Below are 15,668 nucleotides of genomic sequence, written 5' to 3' on the forward strand. Positions count from 1 at the left end.
ACAACTTAACTAACAAGGAAAAGTCCTCTTATGTCTGATATGTCATTGATTCTGACAGCACTGGGTTCAATCGCCCTGCTACTGTTCTTAGTGATGAAAGTGAGATTACATGCAGTAGTATCATTGATACTGGTGTCGATAATTGCCGGCCTTTTCTCTGGTATGAACCCAGCTGATATTACCAATACGATTCAACAAGGTATGGGGGGGACACTAGGCTTTGTTGCGGTTGTGGTCGCTTTGGGAGCCATGTTTGGCCGGGTAATGGAAGAGACTGGCGCGCTAGATCAGATAGCCCATACACTGCTGAATAAATTTGGTAACGACAAAGCTCACTGGGCCATGACCTTTACAGGCTTTATCTGTGCATTACCTCTCTTCTTCGATGTTGCTGTGGTACTGCTGATTGGCATCGCCTTTGCCGTGGTTCGTAAAGGGGGCGGCAGCGTCGTTAAAATTGGTATTTCACTGCTCGCGGGTATTGCCACCTGTCAGGCATTTCTCATCCCTGCACCGGGGCCTATTTTGGTCGCTTCCCAGCTCAATGCCGACTTTGGCTACATGATAGTCTTCGGTTTATTGGCATCGATTCCGGCGATGATTCTAGGCGGCCCGCTCTTTGCCAGCCTCATCTCCCAAAAAGTCCATGTTGAGCTGCCTGCCCACGAGCAGCAGGAAAAAGGTGAACGAGAAGGCGGACCGATCCCCTCATTCGCGCTATCAATCAGTATTGTGGTGTTCCCACTGCTGCTTATCGGTTTAAAGACAGTGGTGTCACGCTTTATTGATGAAAAATCCGATCTGCATAATTGGCTCGCCTTGATAGGTCATCCCTTCACCGCCATTTTGCTGGCCTGTTTAATCGCATTCTATGTGCTGGGCGTGAGACGCAATATTCCCAATGAGCGCATCATGGAAATCTGTAGCAGTGCGCTCCAACCTGCTGGGATCATTATTCTCGTCACCGGTGCTGGCGGCGTGTTTAAGCAAGTGCTGATTGATTCGGGGGTTGGCGATGCATTAGGCAATATGTTGGCAGGTTCGGGATTACCGATTGTAATACTGGCATTTATTTTGTCGGCGTCGGTACGCGTGATCCAAGGGTCGGCCACCGTGGCCATGTTAACGGCTTGCGGCCTTATCATCCCGATACTTGAACCACTAAACTTAGATGGTGCTCAATTGGCGGCAATTACGATTGCCATTGGCGGTGGTTCGATTGTGCTCTCGCACGTCAATGACTCAGGCTTCTGGCTCGCTAACCGTTTTCTTGGATTGTCAGAAAAACAAACGCTGCAAACTTGGACTGTAATGGAGACCATTATCGGTACGACGGGCGGCATAGTCGCAGTCATCATCTCTGCGTTTCTCTAGCGCTAGCCTGTGATGACAAACATTAGCCGTTAAGCGAAAGAACGAGGGGAAGTCTACAGTGTTTCCCCTAAATCAATACGATAGCCCAGATCGATAACCGATTCTGCTCTCTCTTTGCCATTTAACCTGTCTAATAGCTCAGTGGCAGCAATTCGACCAATCTCTTTTCTCGGCGTAATAATGCTCGCCAATTTTGGCGTCATAGATTGGCCAATATCATGGCCATGAAATCCTGCAACGCCAATTTGTTCAGGGATCTTGATGCCTTGTCTTTGACACTCAAATATCACCCCTGCAGCCAAATCATCGTTGGTGCAAAAAAAGCTATCTACATAGGGATATTTCGCTAATGTTTGTTGCAATAACGACGCCCCCAACGAAAACGACGAGGCCTCATTTGTGGTCATCGCCAAAGGTGTAAGCTGAGCCTCCTGCATCGCTAACTCGTAGCCTCGCATCTTAAGCTGAGTGCGAATATCCATGCGCGCACCTAGGTAAGCAATGTGGCGATAGCCTTGTGCAATCATGGCCTTAACCATTTCGCATGCGGCCGCTGTGTTATCGAAACCCACACACTGTTGAATCGAAGGCGACACACTATCCATCATTTCGATGACCGGAATGCCCGCCGTTTCAATCATTCGCACGGTGCGCGGCGTGTGGTAACTTTCGGACAAGAGTAAGCCATCGATATTGTAAGAGAGCAGTGATGCCACCCGCTCTTCTTCTAATTCAGCCTGATACCCGTAGTGAGCCAGCATGGTTTGATAACCGCGTTTGCCGGTCACATTCTCGATACCGCGCAGCACTTCAGCAAATACTTGGTTGGTTAACGAAGGCACTAACACGCCAATGGCGCGGCTGGTTGCTTGCGCTAAAATTTCCGGCGCGCGATTAGGAATATAACCTAAGGTTTCTAGTGCGACAGCAATCTTCTCTTGAGTGCTTTGCGCCACCCTTGTTGGATTTTTTAAATAGCGACTCACCGTCATTTTGGTGACCCCAACTTGATCGGCAACGTCTTGAAGACTGGGTCTACGCTTTTTATTCATAATATCTAATGTTAGTTAACGAACCGCGGATATGGGTGAGATGTATAGCTAAAATATCGAATATAAACAAATAGTAGACATAAACATCAGACAGGGATCTTATAATAGTTCGCCCAGCGATACCAGTTGAGGACTATTTTAGCGGAATGACCATGCTAGCTAGGCCACTCCAAACTCATATCTGGAGCGGCCTTTGAACATTATTTGTGATGGCGAAAACTGTTACTTAGCCTGTTGGCGCCCCTGAGAGGGCTTTCCTGCAGGTTTACCACCCGTTTTTGATGGGCTTCCGCCTTTAGCACTGCTGTTCGCTTGAGCGCCGCCGGCCTTAAAACCAGACTGGCCGAAGGGCGCTTTCGCTCCCGGACGGCTCGAATGAGCTCCGCTAGGTTTAGAGCCAGTTGGTTTAGATCCCGTTGGCTTAGCGCCATTCGCTGCTGGTTTTCCGCCTTTAGCAGCGGGTTTTGACTCAGCACCAGCTTGAGCTTGCGCGCCGCCTTTAGCCGGACTTTTAGATTTGCCATCGCCCTTGCGGTCATCAAATTGATTACCCGAGAAGCGAGTAAAGGCTTTTTGGCCTTGGTTGGCATCTTTCATCCACTTAGGTCCGCGCTCATTTCGACCCTCTGGCGGCACTAACTGATGCGGACTATTACCGATCAAGTCTTCACGCCCCATGGCGGTTAAGCCTTCACGGATTAATGGCCAACCCGCAGGATCGTGATAACGGAGCAATGCTTTGTGCAAGCGACGTTGGCGCCCTTTCTTCGGCACAGATACCACTTCGCTGGTGTGCTTAACGTTTTTCAGCGAGTTTAACTCGGTATGATAAATCGTGGTCGCATTCGCCATCGGTGACGGATAAAAGTTCTGTACTTGGTCGAGCTTGAACTTACGCTCCTTCAACCACAACGCTAAGTTCACCATGTCTTCGTCGGTCGTGCCTGGATGCGCCGAAATAAAGTAAGGGATCAGGAACTGCTCTTTACCCGATTCCTTAGAAAACTTGTCGAACAATTCTTTAAACTTATCGTAGGCGCCCATGCCGGGCTTCATCATCTTGCTGAGCGGACCTTCTTCGGTATGCTCAGGGGCGATTTTTAAGTAGCCGCCCACATGGTGCTGCACTAACTCTTTAACGTAGGCCGGATCTTCGATCGCCAAGTCGTAACGCACGCCAGAGGCAATCAATACTTTCTTAATGCCAGGTACGGCACGCGCAGCGCGATATAGGTCGATAGTATGTTTATGATCTGTGCCTAAGTGGCCGCAAATCGATGGGAACACACAGGATAAACGACGACAGGTTTTTTCGGCCTTTTCGCTGGTACAACCTAAACGATACATGTTGGCGGTGGGGCCGCCCAAATCGGAAATCACCCCAGTAAAGCCTGGCACTTTTTCCTGAATATCTTTGATTTCTTTAACAATCGACTCTTGTGAACGACTCTGAATGATTCGGCCTTCATGCTCGGTAATCGAGCAGAAAGAACAGCCACCAAAGCAACCACGCATGATGTTGATAGACGTCTTGATCATGTCGTAGGCAGGGATTTTTTCCTTGCCATAGATAGGATGAGGAATGCGCTGATAGGGTAAATCGAATACCGCATCCATCTCATCGGTATTGAGCGGCCATGCGGGCGGATTCACCCAAACGGCGCGGTCGCCATGGGGTTGAAATAACGCACGGGCACAACCTGGGTTTTGCTCTTGGTGCAAAATCCGTGAAGCATGGGCATATAAATATTTGTCTTCGGACACTTTTTCAAACGCTGGCAGCAGCACATAGGTTTTATCCCATGGCTTAGGTTTAGGCGGTTGAACGCTAATAGGCTTAGGGGCTTCGTTATCGAATATCTTCACATCCGACGGGCCGGACAAGTTAGCACAACCCACATCATCGGCGCCGTAAGGATTCGGCAGCGGCTCTATCTTGTGCAGTTGGTCAATCTTGCGCGAGTCCATACCGCGCCATTCGGGCAGCGGCTCTTTACGGATAACGGCTGTGCCACGCACATCGTGCAACGAGCTTATCGGTTCACCGGCAGCTAAGCGGCGTGCCACTTCGACTAAAGGACGCTCGGCGTTGCCGTACATCAAAATGTCGGCCTTGGCATCGAAAATCACACTGCGACGCACTTTGTCCGACCAATAATCGTAATGGGCGATGCGGCGTAAACTGGCTTCGATACCACCAATAATCACAGGCACATCTTTAAAGGCTTCTTTACAACGCTGGGTGTACACAGTCACGGCGCGATCTGGGCGCTTACCACCAATATCCCCCGCAGTATAAGCATCGTCGGAGCGTAAACGACGGTCGGCAGTGTAACGGTTGATCATCGAATCCATGTTACCGGCGGTGACGCCAAAAAACAGATTCGGGCGGCCCAATTGCATAAAGGCGTCTTTGCTCGACCAATCTGGCTGGGAAATAATCCCAACTCGGTAACCCTGAGCCTCTAACATACGGCCGATCACCGCCATGCCAAAGCTTGGGTGATCCACATAAGCGTCGCCTGTGACTATGATGATGTCACAGCTATCCCAACCAAGCTTATCCATCTCCTTGCGAGACATAGGTAAGAAAGGCGCAGTGCTGTCGCCCGTGGCCCAATACTTGGGATGACTAAAGAGTGTGGATTCAACTTGCATGGATTGTGACCCGAAAACGTAATGTCAAATAAAGGCGCCACGAAAATAAGTTACGCCAATTTAGGGACGCGGAGTATAGCAGGGAATGGAGGATAGATGCGATTAAAAAAACACCACTCGAGGCATTTTCAGGGGTATTTGAGCCGGAAGCGTAATACCCCTAAATCCGCTATGGATATGGCTTAGGGCGGAATTGACCGCCCAAACCTGCGGGCCTAGAGACCCTTTCCTAAACCTTGAGCAAAATGCAGCAAATTCACCAACGCCAAACTGATAATCACTAGCCAAGTGAGCAATACGCCCCAAAAACGACCAAAATGATAACCACCTTGGCCTTGAGTTAAGCCAATAGCATGGAGTAAGCGCGCCACTATCCACACAGTCCCAAAACAGTGTAAATAAAATGCAGGCAAGCCACCCGCTTCGGCCACCAGCATTAAAATCAATACGATAGGCGCATTTTCGATCAGGTTAACATGCACTCGATTAGCCAAAGCTAAGGTGCTGTTACCACCATCCCCTAGGCCGATTTTCTGACCTCGCCTTAATTTAACTACTCGATAAGCCAAAGCGACAATTAATAGCCCTGTGAGGCTAGCGTAAAGACCCGTTACCATCAAAGACATGCCTATTTCCCCTTATCAAAAAGCTGACTATAGCCCGAGCTGCAAAAAATCAGCAATTTATTTGTATTAAGGTTAAAAGCCATTAACCTTTTATAGACAAGATAGGTTAATATGCGCGCGTCATTCCCTACAACTTTTTATACAGTGAATACCCCGATTGGATAACGACGAGTTTATCGAAAAACGCAGATTTATCATAAAGCTAGGCAAAGCCTTGCATAAGTTTGGCACACCTGCTTATCGTCTAGAAACCCACTTACAAACCGTTGCTCGCACCTTAGGTATCGAAGGCTATTTCCTTATTTCTCCGACGTCGATGACCTTCGTTTTGCAACATGATACTGATCAAGAATATAACCATGCCGCTCGCGTTAAGCCCGGTGAACTCGATTTGGGCTCACTCGCCCGCACCGATGAATTGGTCGATGAGTTAACCTCGGGTAAACGTACTTTGACCGAGGCATTAGATCGCTTAGAAGAAATTGCCAATAAACCCAATCCCTATGGCCCTGTATTAACTTGCTTTTCTTTTGGAACTTCTGCCGCCGCTTTCGCTATGCTGATGGGCACGGGTTGGAACGATGTATTTTGGTCAGGATTATTAGGCTTATTCGTCTATGGCTTGGTATATCGTGCCGAACGCTCGGCCCGCATGGCCGAAGTGCTCGAACCCTTCGCCACTATCCTTTGCGCAATCGCAGCCTGTGGCATAGCGCGTATCGATCCAAATATTAATATCCCAGTAGTAATCCTCTCCTCCATTATTATTTTTATTCCCGGCTTAGCCTTAACCTTAGGTTTAGCTGAACTCGCCGCACGGGATTTAATTTCTGGCACGGCGCGCATCATGGATGCGAGCATGCAATTATTTAAGCTGTACTTTGGCGCAGTGCTCGGCATGGCAATCGGTAAAGCTATGTTCGGCGAAGCGATTCACATAGAACCTGAAGGTTTACCTCGCTGGGCGATATGGTCGGCGGTTCCGATTCTATCTATGGCGCTGGTTTTTATCTTCAAAGCAAGGATGCAAGATTCGCCTTGGGGCGTATTGGCTGGGATAGTGGCGTTTTTCTCAGCCATGCTCGGCGGACATTATTTTGGTGATTCGGTGGGGATCTTCTTTGGTGCCTTGGCAGTAGGAATTTATTCTAACCTCTTCGCCCGCTGGATGAAGGCGCCTGCCTCCATCGCCCTGTTGCAGGGAATAGTGATCTTAGTCCCCGGCAGTAAAACCTATATCGGACTCAATGCACTGATCTCAGGTGAGACCATGCTCAATCAGTCGCACATAGGCTCGCAAATCTTTTTGATTTTTATGTCGCTGATTGCGGGGCTCATCTTTGCTAACGTCGCTGTCCCACCTAGGCGTACACTGTAACAATCGCTAATCCGGCTGGAGCCCGCGCCCAGCCGCTACCTCAAGATAATCTTAAGCTAACCTTAAGTAAAATAAGAAACTTATTAAAATGTTTCCTTGACTAACACTCGTTTTCCATGTGTTATTAAATTGTGAATTGCAACGTGAAATTGTTTTCGCTGCAGTCGTCGATTTCATGGGAGTGGCCTTTTATGCAGAAATTTTTTCAGTATGCATGCATCCTATCTTGTTGTGTTGGCAACCTAACCAGGGTTGCCCAAGCAGAAGAGGCTAAGCTCGCCGATCCCGCAAACCAAGGTCAAACCAAACAAAAAGTCAGCAAGATTGTGGTGGTCAACAACCCCATTTTCGATGAATCCGATCCCGATGCATTTTTTATCCATCGCTGGGCTAACGCCCTGCATATCAATACCAAAGAATATGTGGTTCTCGATAATCTAACCTTCAGCGAAAATGATACTGTTACACAAAAAGATCTCGACGAATCCCAACGACTTTTGCGGGCAATGCCTTATATTCGCGACGCGAAAATTTATATCGCAGAAAAAGATCCCCAAGCCGATGTCGATCCATCCGTTGAGTCCGTGGTGGTGGAAACCTGGGATAATTGGTCATTATTACCGACAGCGAGTTTGAGTAGTTCAGGTGGCGACACACGTTACTCCTTCGGGCTCAAAGAAGACAACTTGCTTGGAACGGGGATCCGCACTCGACTTAAATATCAATCCAATGAATCTCGGAATGGCTATAAATTTGCTTTCGAAGCGCCGCTCAGCATTATTGAACACGGCACAGTTGCCGCTGAGTTCTACGACAATAGCGACGGCCAAGCTAAACACGTTTATGTGAGTAAGCCCTTCTATTCCCTCAATACGAGTACCATGTATTCGGCGGAGTTTTTAGACGATAACCGTACAGATACCCTCAGACAAAATGGGCAAGAGGTGAATGAGTTCACACACACAGTCGACTATCTCAATCTGCAATATGGCTGGTTAATTAATAAAAACAGTCAGCACCTTTCTCGCTTTATTACCGGTGTCACCCAAGACAAGCACGAGTTTGTCCATTCTGAGCGCTATCCTACTTCCATGCTCCCTCAAGACAGGGACTTTATGTACCCTTGGGTCGCCTACGAGTTTATCGAAGATGATTTTCACGTACTGAATAATGTTCACCTGATCACCAACAATGAAGACTTTAACTTAGGTTGGCATCACTATGTACAATTCGGCATAGAAACCAATGATATAGGTGATAATAATCCCTTAGGCTACCACGTTAACTGGCAAAGCACTGGCGGGTATAAGTTTAACGATCAACTGTGGCTGTTAGAAATGGGGGGGACAAGCACTATCGGTACCACCCAAAAAGATACTTATAAGGTCGATGTTCAAGCCGAATACTTCTATCAAATCCATCCTAAGTGGACGGCTTATGGCAAAGCTTGGGCTAGCCTTTCACAGAACACTTATCTGGATCTAACAAAAGGATTAGGGGATGAAACTGGCGTGCGCGGTTATCCAAACGAATACCAACAAGGGGATAATCAGTGGTTACTGACCGCCGAGATACGCAACTACCCCAATATCAACTTATACCAACTGGCTGAATTAGGCTGGGCAGTCTTTGCCGATCTGGGTCAAGCTTCCGGCGGCCAACTCGCCGAGAATAACGAAGTCAGCGGTCCACTAGGTAGCATAGGCATAGGCGCGCGGATTTATTCCTCTCGATCCAGCTATGGCAACGTAGCCCATATTGATTTTTCACTCCCTTATACGGGCGGCGAGTCAGTAAACAGCTGGGAATGGCGATTCCTAGTGAAAAGCAGTTTTTAAACCTAAGGTACATTATAATCGTATGAACTATGTACTTTTTAAGACAATCCTTGACGCCTTGTGGCCTAAAATAATCCTGACGCTATCTGCCTAACCTCCTGCTCAACCCTCTGTATCAAAAGAGCGTCTGCCAATATGGGAGAACCGCAATTAAAGGGCGGTTTAGGATCATATTCAAACAATAACTGCAGTGTTTTCGCCTGTTGTTCACCCTCTATATTGGCAATGAGTGCCAAAGCAAAATCGAGCCCTGCAGTAATACCGCCGCCACTGATCCGATTACGGTCAATCACAATACGTTTATTTTCAAAAGTAATTTGAGGATATTGTGCCAACACTGAAGCATAAGCCCAGTGAGTGGTCGTACGATAACCATTAAGTAAACCTGTTGCCGCAAGAATCAAGGCACCAGTGCATACAGATGTAATGTATTGTGCTTGCTCCCCCTTGCATTTTAAGAAAGAAATGACTTGCTCATCCTGTATTTGCGCCAAAGGATTTGCGCTCCCAGGCACTAAAAGGATATCTATCGGCGGACAATTATCGAAATCGTAATTAGGCTGTAAGTTAACGCCCGCATCACAGGGTAATAGCGTGCTGGTTTTCGCAAAAGTGAAGGTTTCAAATGATGGCACAAAGGCTAAAAACTGTAGTGGCCCATAGGCATCGAGCATCGTCATGCCGGGATAAAGGAAAATACCTACTCTTAATTTGTGCTTGATTGGATTATTTGTTTTATCACTTTGAGCCGCTTCAATATTTTCACTCATCACAGATTCTCCATCGGTAGTGACAATTTCATATTTCAGGTAACACTGTCGTTGCAGTTAACCCTATGACCGTCACTATAAAGCCCATTATTCCTAACCATCAGGCACAAACTCGCCCGAATGTTTCAAATGGTACACCTGAGCCTATCTGTTCCACTTAAGCAAAAATCACAACACAAGAGCCATTGAGGCTAATGTATAATCAAACGCCTGAATTGAATTTGGAGCAAAATCCAGTATGCACACCAAGCCCCACATGCGCATAAAACAAAGCCCGCGAGCGATGCTCAAGGTTCTCCACGTTTTCAAGGAAATGCTTAAACAACAAGATTATCGTGATATTGCAGTTGCAGATATTGCGCACAAAGCCGATGTCGGGCGCACGACGTTTTATCGCTACTTCAAACGCAAGTTGGATATTCTTATTGCACTACATCAAAATATTTTTGAAGATATATTCGCAGATCTTCAGTCAACCGAAGACTGGCTTTCAACCAACACACCACCCTCATTGGAAAAACTGCTTATTACTTTTAGCCGAAACAGCATGTTTCGCCGTTCCATGTCATTTAGACTAGGTAGCGACCTCGATGCAGCAACTAAACAATTACAAACTAAACTTGTGCAACATATCGAAAATAAATTGGTCAACACCTTCAACACTGACGAATTTATTATTCCAAGCTACACATTAGCCCATAGCATAGCAGCTCTTTATTTAAGCCAAATTCAACAACTTATCGCCAGTCCCACACCTTGCCCTATACAACAAGCAAAATACTTACACTTACTGACTCGAGGCATGATTGTAGCTGCATTGACGACAACTAATAGCAGCGAAGCCCACACCAATGGAAATCATTAAGGTAGAAATCACGGCATTTACATCATTCTCAAGCGATGAGTTTGGTAATCCAACGCAAACCAAAGGTGCTACGCAGTAGTTTTACAGTGCTGTTGTGGCGCATTTGAAACAGGCAGCCAAGGCTAAAACTGACGATTAAACCTGGTGTCGACCCTATAAAATCACGACTGCTTTGCGCTAATTGTCGTTTCCTCATCAGTAACAAATCATGCTGCAACTGGCCTTGTTCCGTCAGCACAGTCAGCTTCAACTGCTGTTTTTTAAGTAACTGTTGAATTAGCATAGTCGCGCCTCCTATTTTTGATGTTCCGACTCTCGAGTCGAGAGCAAAAGCTGTAATTGCTGCCAAGTCTTCGAAAAGCCAGTTTGTGACAGCACATAGCCAAGACTACGCCAACACCAAAGCAATAAAACAAACTGTAGCACCACCAAAGCGCTCACAGTGGCCAATAACGAACCGCTCAATTGAAACAGCATATAGCCCAACAGCAATAAAATACTGCCCCAGAATAACGTAATGCCAGTACCAAAACAGACGACTAAAGCCGCAGCAATAATCAGGCTACGCCCTGTTAACCGCCATTCTGCCGTTGCTATTTCCCCGGCCAACTTCAACTGCTCGAGATAGGCTTGCTTCACTGAACTGCTAAGAACAGCTATTTCAGCCAGTTGCTCCATTGCCTGATCAATAACTTTATGCTGGGCAGCAGCTGATGCTGTCTGCCCTGTTTTGGCGGTTTGCGCACTATGCTGGACGGGCCTTTGTTCTGGCGCCTCTGACCTTGCACGGTTTTGCATAAATCCACCTTAGCGACGGCGCAATAAAGCCGTTAATACCACGCCAGCGGCAAAGGCAATCCCAGCTGTAGCCAATGGATTTTGCGCTGCCAACTCACGGGTTTTGCTATAAGAACTTTGCAGTTGTAATTTGATTTCCTCCTGCTTGAGCGCCAGAGTTTCCTGTGAGCTAGCTGCCGTTTTACGCAAAGTGTCTTCTGCAACTGCGGCTTTCTCTGCTACTACATCAACAGCATGGTGCGTCACTTCAGTTGCTTTCGCTGTTGTGGGTGAATTTAAAGCACCGCTATCTTTACTGTTAGTTTGTTCTGCTACACTGTTAGTTTGTTCTGCTACGCTTTTTGAACTGGCCATAGAAAGCCTCCTTGGTGAACACTGTGCAATGCAACAAGATGCTGCACTTTGCGGACAAACCAATGCAATGGCTATACCAAACAATATAAACGCATAAAAACAAAAGGTTAGAACTCCATTATTTCTATTAACCCTCCCAGTTAACGGTAGATGTTACCTGCATTGAGTAATTTTTACCTGCGACGAAGAAGGACTAAAAATAGCTGTAATGGCGGCTAAACTGAAAGCTAAATAAGCGATAGACTGAAGGGACGGGAGAACGAGATAACTCTGATGTTTTAATGAGTTAATCAAATAAAATTTATCATTACCGTATAAATTAAAAAAACAAAAAGCCCGTTTGTCATTACGACAAACGGGCTTTTTGTTGAATGAGGTGAGTTGGCCGATAAGCCGGGTCCTGTCTTGGACAGTCATTCATCTAGGCCTGCAATCGCTCACAGGCTCAAGCGACCTACCCGGTTCCAACGCGAGCCACGCCATACGGAACCCTATTTGGTCTTGCTCCGGGTGGAGTTTACCTTGCTACGAACTATTGCTAGCCGCACGGTGCGCTCTTACCGCACCCTTTCACCCTTACCGACCTGATAAATCAGGCAGGCGGTCTACTCTCTGTTGCACTTGTCGTCGGTTCGCACCGCCCAGGCGTTACCTGGCACCCCGCTCTTTGGAGCCCGGACTTTCCTCCCCGTTCTTGCGAACGCGGCGACTGTCTGGCCAACTCGGCGCGGATTATAGCCTAAGCCACCCTGATGCACCACAGATAATCCGCTCGTAACCGTTTTAGCGCTTATAAATCAGACTCTAGGCCGTATTTGTACAGAGCGTTCTTTTTAAGTCCATGAATTTGCGCGGCAATTGCTGCAGCTTTCTTCAATGGCAATTCCTCACATAAGAGTTTGAGCGTATTAATGGCGACGGTGGGAATTGCTTCGTCATCACTCAAATGGTAGCCATGCACCATAAGCACGATTTCACCCTTCTGCTGATTCGGGTCAGTACTTACGGTGGCAAGCACCTCTGAGACAGGACCAGATAAAAAAGTTTCGAAGGTTTTGGTTACTTCACGCGCCATGACGACATGGCGTTCGCCACCAAGTACTTCAACCATAGTCGTTAGACTGTGCTCGATGCGATGGGGTGATTCATAAAATATCAGCGTGCGCGGATCTTCTTTCAGTGCCAATAACTTATCAGCGCGGGCTTTTTCTTTAGAGGGCAGAAAACCTTCGAAAGAAAAACGGTCCGATGGCAAACCCGAGGCGCTCAGGGCGGTAATTGCCGCGCAAGGGCCGGGCAAGGGGATCACATTAAACCCAGATTGGCGCACATGGGAGACCAAGTGATAACCCGGATCGGAAATCAACGGGGTACCCGCATCTGAAATTAATGCAATTGACAACCCAGCTGCAAGCTGATCGACAATCCACTGGGCACGAGCACGCTCGTTATGATCATGCAGCGCCGTAGTTTTTGTAGTAATACCAAAGTGGCTCAATAACTTACCGCTGTGGCGAGTATCTTCACAGGCGATCAATGAAACCTGATTCAGCACCTCTATTGCCCGTGAGCTCATATCGCCCAAATTACCTATGGGAGTAGGAACTATGTAGAGTGCGACGCTTTGGTCCATATATACCTCTGTAATGACAGTGCCAAGACTTTCGTCAAGCGCGAGAGAAGGTTAAACTAGAGGCTGCATCTTACCAGAGTGAAGCCCAGTGTTAAAAAGCCTGAATACAACTAAGTTCGTTTCCGTGGCCATTTTATCGGTAATCTTGGCGGGTTGTGGCACTTCAACGCCCACCTCGACCGGAACTGCACCCACTGTGGCCACCTCTTTAGCATCCGCACCTTTGTCGGCCAATGTGTATTTGGCACAAGCCGCCAATAGCAAAGATCCGCAGCAGCGCGATACTAATCTGCTGCTCGCAGCCCATGCCTATATCAATGCCAACGACTACGCAGCGGCGCAGAAGCTACTTAAATCGATACAGCCAAGCTTGAATCAGAGCCCAACATTTTTGGCCGAACATAAATACTTGACCGCGCGCGTGCTTGAACACACGTCCACCTATAGTGATGCACTTAAAGTTCTGAATTATCCAAGCAATTGGAGCTTACCAAGCTGGCAGATGACGGCTTATCACCAATTCAAGGCGCATTTATATCAATTGAATAAACAGCCTATTGAGCAAGTGCGTGAACTGAGTTTACTGACGACTTACTTGCCCCCCGCCCAAGCCAACGAGGTGAATAACGCGATTTGGCAAGTGCTGCAGCCAATGCACGAACAAACCTTAAAAGCCTTTACCCAAGATGCTAAGACTCCTGTGTTTACGGGTTGGTTGCAATTGGCTTATATCGCGAAGCATTATGCTGTCGATCCGACACAGTTAGTACGCTACTTAGGCGAATGGCAGAAACAAAATCCTTATCATCCTGCAGCGGCTAAGCTACCCGCCGATCTTGACAGAGCCTTAAACGCTAAGCCATTTACGCCAAAAAACATTGCTGTGCTGTTGCCGCTGACAGGCCCAAGAGCTAACGCTGCCAATGCAATTCGCCAAGGCATATTAGCCAGTTACATGGCCAAGCAAAATGACCAAGTCGCAGTCAACTTTTATGACACGGCAAACGATGCTGCCAGCGCTTACCAACAGGCGCTAACTGCGGGAGCCGAATTTATTATTGGCCCATTATTGCCTACGGAAATTGAACAACTGCAAGTGATCAATGCGGCAAACACAGCCACCACTAATGCGGTAACTAATACTGCTAACCCAGACAAAACAGCCAATACAGCACCTGCTACGCCTGTGCCGCAACTATTTTTAAATCAGGTTGATAAGTTCACACCCGATCCGAATAAGTTCTACTTTGCATTATCTCCCGCACAAGAGGCGGCCGATGCGGCGGAGCATTTATATCAAGATGGCGTAACTATGCCGTTACTGCTGGCCAGTAACGATGCCCTTGGCAAACGCATGGCCGAAAGCTTTATTCAAGCATGGAAAAAGAAGAGCGATAACCCTGTCGAAGTTCACTACTTCGATGGCGGTGATAAAATGCGCACCACAGTACAAGATGCCCTTGGCGTGCGCGATAGCCAAGAGCGGATCGCCCGTATTAAAGAGCTGTTAGGCAATTCAGTACAAGCCGACTTCCGCTCGCGCCAAGATATTGATGCCATTTATATGATTTCAACGCCACAGGATCTAACCCTGCTCAAGGCCTTTATCGACGTCAACTTTAGCGTTTTCACACAACCTGTGCCTTTATATACCTCAAGCCGCAGCCGAGTTGAAAATGAAAGCACACAAACGGCGCAGGATTTAAATAACCTGACCCTAAGCGACGCACCTTGGCTAATGCAAAACGGCGAAGAAAATCTGATGGTCAACACACTATTTTCGGGCTGGAATAACAGTCAGAAACGTTTGTTTGTTATGGGTTATGATGCAATGGATTTGATCGGCCGTTTGGCGCAAATGCGCTCATTCACAGGTTATCAATTCAATGGTCGCAGTGGTGCTTTATCTGTCAGTCCAGATGGCATAGTCAACCGCCAATTAAGCTGGGGACGTTATGAAAGAGGTAGCTTCCGCCAGTTATGACACTCGGACAGCAGGCAGAATCGCACGCCCAACGTTACCTTGAACAACAAGGCTTAACTTTTGTCGAACGTAATGTCCGCTATCCGTTTGGGGAAATTGATTTAATCATGCGCCATAAAAACCATTGGGTATTTGTCGAAGTGAAGTATCGTTCGGCAAATCAATATGGCGGCGCATTACAGGCCCTAAGCAGCGCGCAGATTTCGCGAATTCGCAAAGCGGCTAGCCACTATTTACAACTCAATAGACTCGATGTGCCCTGTCGTTTCGATGTCATCGCCATGGAAGCTAATCAAATTCATTGGCTGGTCGATGCCTTTTAAGCGCCAATAGTGAAA

14 protein-coding genes and 1 other RNA gene are annotated in these 15,668 nt (G+C 47.4%); 6 read left to right on the forward strand and 9 right to left on the reverse strand.

Going from position 1 to position 15,668, the window contains the following annotated elements:
* Nucleotides 1-30 precede the first annotated feature (30 nt).
* On the forward strand, nucleotides 31-1,374 hold the full coding sequence (gene gntU, locus L5L97_RS14055; RefSeq protein ID WP_105250511.1) for a gluconate transporter: 1,344 nt from the start codon (nucleotides 31-33) through the stop codon (nucleotides 1,372-1,374).
* A gap of 53 nt (nucleotides 1,375-1,427) precedes the next feature.
* Here the strand turns inward: gntU and gntR are convergent, their stop codons facing one another.
* From gntR to L5L97_RS14070, 3 genes are all read right to left on the reverse strand, one after another.
* Nucleotides 1,428-2,426, reverse strand: a complete 999-nt coding sequence (gene gntR / locus L5L97_RS14060; protein ID WP_263178912.1) for a gluconate operon transcriptional repressor GntR — start codon at nucleotides 2,424-2,426, stop codon at nucleotides 1,428-1,430.
* A 222-nt stretch (nucleotides 2,427-2,648) separates the two neighbouring features.
* The gene (locus tag L5L97_RS14065; RefSeq protein WP_263182451.1) at nucleotides 2,649-5,084 is read right to left on the reverse strand and encodes a YgiQ family radical SAM protein; all 2,436 of its coding nucleotides are present in this window, start codon (nucleotides 5,082-5,084) and stop codon (nucleotides 2,649-2,651) included.
* A gap of 215 nt (nucleotides 5,085-5,299) precedes the next feature.
* Nucleotides 5,300-5,710 carry an MAPEG family protein gene (locus L5L97_RS14070; protein ID WP_113941441.1) on the reverse strand — a complete coding sequence of 137 codons (411 nt, stop codon included), beginning with the start codon at nucleotides 5,708-5,710 and terminating at the stop codon, nucleotides 5,300-5,302.
* Between the two features lie 157 nt (nucleotides 5,711-5,867).
* Here L5L97_RS14070 and L5L97_RS14075 point away from each other — a divergent pair, with 157 nt between their 5' ends.
* Nucleotides 5,868-7,088, forward strand: a complete 1,221-nt coding sequence (locus L5L97_RS14075) for a threonine/serine exporter ThrE family protein (protein ID WP_263182452.1) — start codon at nucleotides 5,868-5,870, stop codon at nucleotides 7,086-7,088.
* A gap of 191 nt (nucleotides 7,089-7,279) precedes the next feature.
* Complete coding sequence (locus L5L97_RS14080) at nucleotides 7,280-8,926, forward strand: hypothetical protein (RefSeq protein WP_263182454.1); 1,647 nt, start codon at nucleotides 7,280-7,282, stop codon at nucleotides 8,924-8,926.
* Between the two features lie 65 nt (nucleotides 8,927-8,991).
* Here L5L97_RS14080 and L5L97_RS14085 read toward each other — a convergent pair whose 3' ends face one another.
* On the reverse strand, nucleotides 8,992-9,696 hold the full coding sequence (locus L5L97_RS14085) for a DJ-1/PfpI family protein (protein WP_263182456.1): 705 nt from the start codon (nucleotides 9,694-9,696) through the stop codon (nucleotides 8,992-8,994).
* Between the two features lie 238 nt (nucleotides 9,697-9,934).
* Between L5L97_RS14085 and L5L97_RS14090 the strand changes: the two genes are divergently transcribed.
* Nucleotides 9,935-10,561: a TetR/AcrR family transcriptional regulator gene (locus L5L97_RS14090; protein ID WP_263182457.1), complete on the forward strand. Its 627-nt coding sequence runs from the start codon at nucleotides 9,935-9,937 to the stop codon at nucleotides 10,559-10,561.
* A gap of 28 nt (nucleotides 10,562-10,589) precedes the next feature.
* On the opposite strand, the gene L5L97_RS14095 is transcribed toward L5L97_RS14090, so the two are convergent.
* The 5 genes from L5L97_RS14095 to rsmI form a co-directional block, all read right to left on the reverse strand.
* Nucleotides 10,590-10,844 (reverse strand): hypothetical protein, encoded by a 255-nt coding sequence (locus L5L97_RS14095; RefSeq protein WP_113941445.1) that lies wholly within the window; start codon nucleotides 10,842-10,844, stop codon nucleotides 10,590-10,592.
* An 11-nt stretch (nucleotides 10,845-10,855) separates the two neighbouring features.
* Nucleotides 10,856-11,359 carry a hypothetical protein gene (locus tag L5L97_RS14100; protein ID WP_263178918.1) on the reverse strand — a complete coding sequence of 168 codons (504 nt, stop codon included), beginning with the start codon at nucleotides 11,357-11,359 and terminating at the stop codon, nucleotides 10,856-10,858.
* Between the two features lie 9 nt (nucleotides 11,360-11,368).
* Nucleotides 11,369-11,713, reverse strand: a complete 345-nt coding sequence (locus L5L97_RS14105) for a DUF883 C-terminal domain-containing protein (RefSeq protein WP_263182458.1) — start codon at nucleotides 11,711-11,713, stop codon at nucleotides 11,369-11,371.
* Between the two features lie 373 nt (nucleotides 11,714-12,086).
* Nucleotides 12,087-12,438: RNase P RNA component class A (gene rnpB, locus L5L97_RS14110), an RNA gene on the reverse strand.
* Between the two features lie 65 nt (nucleotides 12,439-12,503).
* Nucleotides 12,504-13,346 carry a 16S rRNA (cytidine(1402)-2'-O)-methyltransferase gene (gene rsmI / locus L5L97_RS14115; protein ID WP_105250522.1) on the reverse strand — a complete coding sequence of 281 codons (843 nt, stop codon included), beginning with the start codon at nucleotides 13,344-13,346 and terminating at the stop codon, nucleotides 12,504-12,506.
* 88 nt (nucleotides 13,347-13,434) lie between these two features.
* Between rsmI and L5L97_RS14120 the strand changes: the two genes are divergently transcribed.
* Both L5L97_RS14120 and L5L97_RS14125 read left to right on the forward strand, forming a co-directional pair.
* Nucleotides 13,435-15,330, forward strand: coding sequence for a penicillin-binding protein activator (locus L5L97_RS14120; protein WP_263182460.1), 1,896 nt, complete (start codon nucleotides 13,435-13,437; stop codon nucleotides 15,328-15,330).
* Nucleotides 15,327-15,653, forward strand: coding sequence for a YraN family protein (locus L5L97_RS14125; RefSeq protein WP_263182463.1), 327 nt, complete (start codon nucleotides 15,327-15,329; stop codon nucleotides 15,651-15,653). The genes L5L97_RS14120 and L5L97_RS14125 overlap by 4 nt, the downstream gene beginning before the upstream one ends.
* The last annotated feature ends 15 nt before the right edge of the window (nucleotides 15,654-15,668 follow it).

This window comes from Shewanella sp. SM71 (assembly GCF_025653905.1).
Classification (GTDB): domain Bacteria; phylum Pseudomonadota; class Gammaproteobacteria; order Enterobacterales; family Shewanellaceae; genus Shewanella; species Shewanella oncorhynchi.